Annotated in this window: 6 protein-coding genes, 1 other RNA gene and 1 pseudogene; 2 read left to right on the top strand and 6 right to left on the bottom strand. The window is 74.0% G+C overall.

Going from position 1 to position 4,264, the window contains the following annotated elements:
• From CKO13_RS12525 to CKO13_RS10985, 6 genes and pseudogenes are all read right to left on the bottom strand, one after another.
• Nucleotides 1-223 (bottom strand): annotated as a pseudogene (locus tag CKO13_RS12525) (hypothetical protein); the annotation flags it as partial.
• A gap of 37 nt (nucleotides 224-260) precedes the next feature.
• Nucleotides 261-713: an EVE domain-containing protein gene (locus CKO13_RS11005; protein ID WP_200260905.1), complete on the bottom strand. Its 453-nt coding sequence runs from the start codon at nucleotides 711-713 to the stop codon at nucleotides 261-263.
• A 31-nt stretch (nucleotides 714-744) separates the two neighbouring features.
• On the bottom strand, nucleotides 745-1,344 hold the full coding sequence (locus CKO13_RS11000; protein WP_200260902.1) for a 5-formyltetrahydrofolate cyclo-ligase: 600 nt from the start codon (nucleotides 1,342-1,344) through the stop codon (nucleotides 745-747).
• Between the two features lie 68 nt (nucleotides 1,345-1,412).
• A non-coding RNA gene (gene ssrS / locus CKO13_RS10995) (6S RNA) lies at nucleotides 1,413-1,595 on the bottom strand.
• Between the two features lie 46 nt (nucleotides 1,596-1,641).
• Nucleotides 1,642-1,929 (bottom strand): cell division protein ZapA, encoded by a 288-nt coding sequence (locus tag CKO13_RS10990; protein ID WP_200260899.1) that lies wholly within the window; start codon nucleotides 1,927-1,929, stop codon nucleotides 1,642-1,644.
• 4 nt (nucleotides 1,930-1,933) lie between these two features.
• A complete protein-coding gene (locus CKO13_RS10985) occupies nucleotides 1,934-2,146 on the bottom strand; it encodes a TIGR02449 family protein (protein ID WP_200260896.1) in 213 nt (70 codons plus the stop codon).
• A gap of 119 nt (nucleotides 2,147-2,265) precedes the next feature.
• Here CKO13_RS10985 and CKO13_RS10980 point away from each other — a divergent pair, with 119 nt between their 5' ends.
• Nucleotides 2,266-2,820: a UPF0149 family protein gene (locus CKO13_RS10980; RefSeq protein ID WP_200260893.1), complete on the top strand. Its 555-nt coding sequence runs from the start codon at nucleotides 2,266-2,268 to the stop codon at nucleotides 2,818-2,820.
• The gene (locus CKO13_RS10975; protein ID WP_200260891.1) at nucleotides 2,817-4,163 is read left to right on the top strand and encodes an aminopeptidase P N-terminal domain-containing protein; all 1,347 of its coding nucleotides are present in this window, start codon (nucleotides 2,817-2,819) and stop codon (nucleotides 4,161-4,163) included. Before CKO13_RS10980 ends, CKO13_RS10975 begins: the two co-directional genes overlap by 4 nt.
• The last annotated feature ends 101 nt before the right edge of the window (nucleotides 4,164-4,264 follow it).

Genomic DNA, 4,264 nt, shown 5'->3' with positions numbered 1-4,264 from the left:
CCAAGGGCGGCAAGGGCGGGGGCTCGGGGGGCTCCGGCCGCGGCTCCGCTTCCGGCCCCGGCGCGCTCGCGGTCCCGGGCTTCTCCTGGGGCAAGGGGCCCAGCCACGCCACGAGGCCGAGCCCGCCGCCGACGGCGGCGAGGACGGCGGCGATACCGCTCCTGAGGAGGAAGGAGTGCGCCCCCGGGCCTTTGTGCGCAGGCTCCTGCTCGTGCTCTTCCAAGGCTTACCTCATAATCCTTTCGAGTGGCGGATGGGTCTCAGCGCCCCTCGGCCAGGGCGAGGACCGCCCCCCACTGCGCCCCCGTCAGCGGGACGATGGACAGGCGGTTGTTCCGGCGCAGCAGCGGCGAGCCCTCGAGCGCCGGGCACGCCCGCAGCGCCGCCAGGGTCACCTGGCGCGGCAGCCGCTCGCGCAGGCGGACATCGACGCAGAACCAGCGGGGGGCCTGCGGATCGCTCTTCGGGTCGTAGTGCGCCTCGTCCGGGTCGAAGGCCGTAGGGTCGGGGTACGGCTCGCTGACCACCTCCACGATCCCGACCACGCCCGGCGGCCGGGTATTAGAGTGGTAGAGGAGGGCGCGGTCGCCGGGGCGCATATGGTCCCGGATCAGGTTCCGGGCCTGGTAGTTGCGGACCCCGTCCCACATGGCGGTAGCCCCCGGCGCGGCGGCCAGGTCGTCGATCCCGAACGCCTCGGGCTCGGACTTCATCAGCCAGTAGCTGCTCACCGGCCTCTCCCCCTTAGCGCGAGCGCCGGGAGAGGATGGCACAGCCGCGCTCGGTGATCACCCCCTGCAGGGGGACGTCCCACCACTGCGCCCCGGGGACCTGCGCCACCTGCTGGCAGGCGTAGGCGAGGCCGACGAGCTGCGGGGGGCGCCAGGGCCAGCGGCGCAGGAAGGCGAAGGTGGCGTCGTAGTAGCCGCCGCCCATCCCCAGGCGCCGCCCCTCGGCGTCGAAGGCCACCAGGGGCAGGAAGACGGCGCCGAGCGCCCCCGGCGGGAGGCTCCGCGCCGCCGAGGGCGGCGGCTCCGGGAGGCCGTAGCGGTTGGGGCGCAGGGGGCCGCCCGGGCGGTGGCGGCGGAACTCCAGGGCCCGCCCGCCGCGCCCGAGGGCCGGCAGGTAGAGCTCCGTGCCGCGCTCCTGCAGAGCCTGGAGGACCCCGCGCGTGGGGATCTCGCCGTCGGCGTCGAGGTAGCACGCCACGCGGCGGGCCTGGCAGCGCCGCACCCAGGCCAGGGCGGCGGCGGCGACCCGCCGCTCGGCGGCGCGGCGGTAGCTGGGCAGGATCTCACGGCGGCGGCGCCGCAGCCGGCGGCGCATCTCCCCTTTGGTCTCCACTGGGCGCGAGCTCCGTTCCGCTAGGCCGGTGCAGGGGGGTGAGGATCGGGCGCAGGGGCAAAAAAAAGACATCCCCCGCAGTGTCGTACAGGCCTGCCCTTGAACCCTGGGGTTCAAGTTGGGACGAGGGGAGCCCCCTTAGGCTTTCCGCTCGGTGGCGGACCTGCTCACCGGCGAGCTCACGCCTGGTCCCTGGGCAGTGTGTTGAGGGTCAAGATCGCTTGGCCTGATCTCGTACACCGCAGGGGATGCCGTCGCAGCCATGATCGCGCACGCCCGCAGCGGGCGCAAGCGGGCTCAGGAGTCGTCGAGGCTGGCGGCGATCCGCGCGTCGAGCCGGGCGAGGCGCTGGCGCACGTCGGCGAGGCGCTCGTTCTCCGCCTGCGCCTCGAGCAGCTCGTGGGCGATGTTCAGCGCCGCCATGACCGCGATCCGGTCGGTGCCGACCACCTTGCCGCCCTGGCGGATCTCGCGCATCTTGCGGTCGACGTAGTCGGCCGACTGCAGCAGGTCGTTCTTGGCATCCTCCGGGCAGGCGACCGTGTACTCCTGGTCGAGGATGCGCACCTTGACGGCTTCGGTCATCTGCTCACTGCTCCATCGCCTTCAGCCGGCCGATCATCGCCTCGATCTGCGACTGCGCCGCCTCGTGCTTCTCCTGGAGCCTAGCGCGCTCCGCGTTGAGCTGCTCGAGCGACTCGCGGAGCGCCCGGTTCTCCTCGCGCAGCTGCTCGCACCATTCCAGCAGCCCCTCGATCCGCTGCTCCAGCTGGTCGAGCTCTTCGACCGATTTATCAGGCACTTGGATCCACCTCTAGGGTAGCTCGATTCGAGAGAGCGGGCCAGACAACACCGGTCAATCCAGGACAGCACTGATACGATAGGGCATCTGTAGGGCGAAAGCGAAGGTGGAGCACTACCATGAGCGGGGGAGAGCGCTACGACGGGATCGCCGAGGCCCTCGAGGCCGTCGGCGCCCACACGGGGGCGGCCGAGGCCCACGGCATGCTCACCGGCATGCTCACCGGCGCCAGCGATACGAGCCAGGCGCGGTGGATCGCCGAGGTCCTCGCCGATACGGAGCCGCGCGGCGAGGCCGCCCGGGCCTGCCTGGAGACCCTCGCCCTGCTCTACGACGAGACGGCGGCGGCGCTCGCCGACGAGGAGCTCACCTTCGAGCCGCTGCTGCCCACCGAGGAGGCGGCGCTGCCCGAGCGCGCCCGGGCGCTGGCGGGCTGGTGCGGCGGCTTCCTCTTCGGGATCGGCTACACCGAGCCGGGCGAGGACGCCTCGCTGCCGAGCCAGGTCCGCGAGGCGCTCACGGACCTGGCGGAGATCGCCCGGGTCGCCGCCGAGCCGGAGGAGGGCGAGGAGGACGAGGAGGCCTACGCCGAGCTGCTCGAGTACGTGCGCGTCGCCGTCCTGCTCTGCCGCGAGCACCTCAGCCACCCGACCATCGGAGCCGATCCGCAGTGACCGAGACCATCGACCCGCTCCAGCAGGCCGCACAGCACCGTCGCCAGCTCGCCGAGCGCCTCGGCGAGGACGCCGTGGCGGTCATCCCCGCCGCCCGGGAGCAGCCCCGCAACCGCGACGTCGAGCACCCCTTCCGCCAGGACAGCGACTTCCGCTACCTGACGGGGTTCCCGGAGCCGGACGCCGTCGCCGTCCTCGCCCCGGGGCGCCCCGAGGCGGCCTACGTCCTCTTCGTCCGCGAGCGCGACCCGCAGCAGGAGCAGTGGGCCGGCGCGCGCGCCGGCACCGAGGGCGCCAAGGCCCGGTACGGGGCCGACGAGGCCTACCCGCTGGCGGAGCTCGATGAGCGCCTGCCGGGGCTGCTCACCGGCCGCCGGCGGCTGGTCTGCCCCCTCGGCCGCGACGAGGCGTGGGACCGCCGCCTGCTCGGCTGGCTGCGCGCCGCCGCCGCCCGGGCGCGGGTCTCGGCGCCGGCGCCGACGGGCATCGAGCTGCTCCAGGACAACCTCCACGAGCAGCGCCTGGTCAAGGACGCCGCCGAGCTCGCGGCGATGCACCGCGCCGCCGGGGTCTCGGTGATGGCCCACCGGCGCGCGATGCAGCTCGCCCGCCCGGAGATCGCCGAGTACACCCTCGCCGCCGAGGTCAACGCCGTCTTCCAGCGCCTCGGCGGCGAGCCGGCCTACCCGGCCATCGTCGCCGGCGGGGCCAACGCCTGCGTGCTGCACTACGTCACCCAGCGCGATACGCTCCGCGACGGCGACCTGGTCCTGATCGACGCCGGCGCCGAGCTCGACGGCTACGCCGCGGACATCACCCGCACCTTCCCCGTCAACGGCCGCTTCTCCGGCGAGCAGCGCGCCGTCTACGAGATCGTCCTCGACGCCCAGCGCCGGGCGATCGACTGCGTGCGCAGCGGCCTCTCCTTCGACGCCTTCCACCAGGCCGCCACCCGCGCCCTCGTCGAGGGCATGGTCGAGCTCGGCTGGCTGGCCGGCGAGGTCGACGCCCTGATCGAGGACGGCGCCCAGCGGCGCTTCTTCCCCCACCGCACCGGGCACTGGCTGGGCATGGACGTCCACGACGTGGGCGCCTACGCCGTCGACGGCCAGTGGCGCACCCTCGCCCCGGGCATGGCGCTCACCGTCGAGCCGGGCCTCTACTGCCCGCCGGGCAGCGAGGGGGTCGAGGCGCGCTGGCACGGCATCGGGGTGCGCATCGAGGACGACGTCGTCGTCGAGGAGGGCGACCCGCGGGTGCTGACCGCCGAGGTCCCCAAGGAGCCGGAGGCCATCGAGGCGCTGATGGGCGCCTTCCGGGGGAGCGGCCCCGAGCAGGAGTGACCGTTGGCGACGTGACCGACTGCGACGCCATCGTCCAGGGCGCCGGCCCCGCCGGCCTCGCCGCGGCCATCGCCCTCGCCCGCGAGGGCATGGCCGTGGCC

It is taken from the genome of Halorhodospira neutriphila (assembly GCF_016584055.1).
Classification (GTDB): Bacteria; Pseudomonadota; Gammaproteobacteria; order Nitrococcales; family Halorhodospiraceae; genus Halorhodospira; species Halorhodospira neutriphila.
The sequence above is the reverse complement of the archived record's forward strand: the minus strand, read 5'-3'. Positions and strand labels throughout refer to the sequence as shown.

Bases quoted from the DNA above. Each gene is read 5' to 3' on its own strand.
- CKO13_RS11005 (WP_200260905.1), bottom strand. From the start codon at position 713: ATGAAGTCCGAGCCCGAGGCGTTCGGGATCGACGACCTGGCCGCCGCG.
- CKO13_RS10980 (WP_200260893.1), top strand. From the start codon at position 2,266: ATGAGCGGGGGAGAGCGCTACGACGGGATCGCCGAGGCCCTCGAGGCC.
- CKO13_RS10990 (WP_200260899.1), bottom strand. From the start codon at position 1,929: ATGACCGAAGCCGTCAAGGTGCGCATCCTCGACCAGGAGTACACGGTC.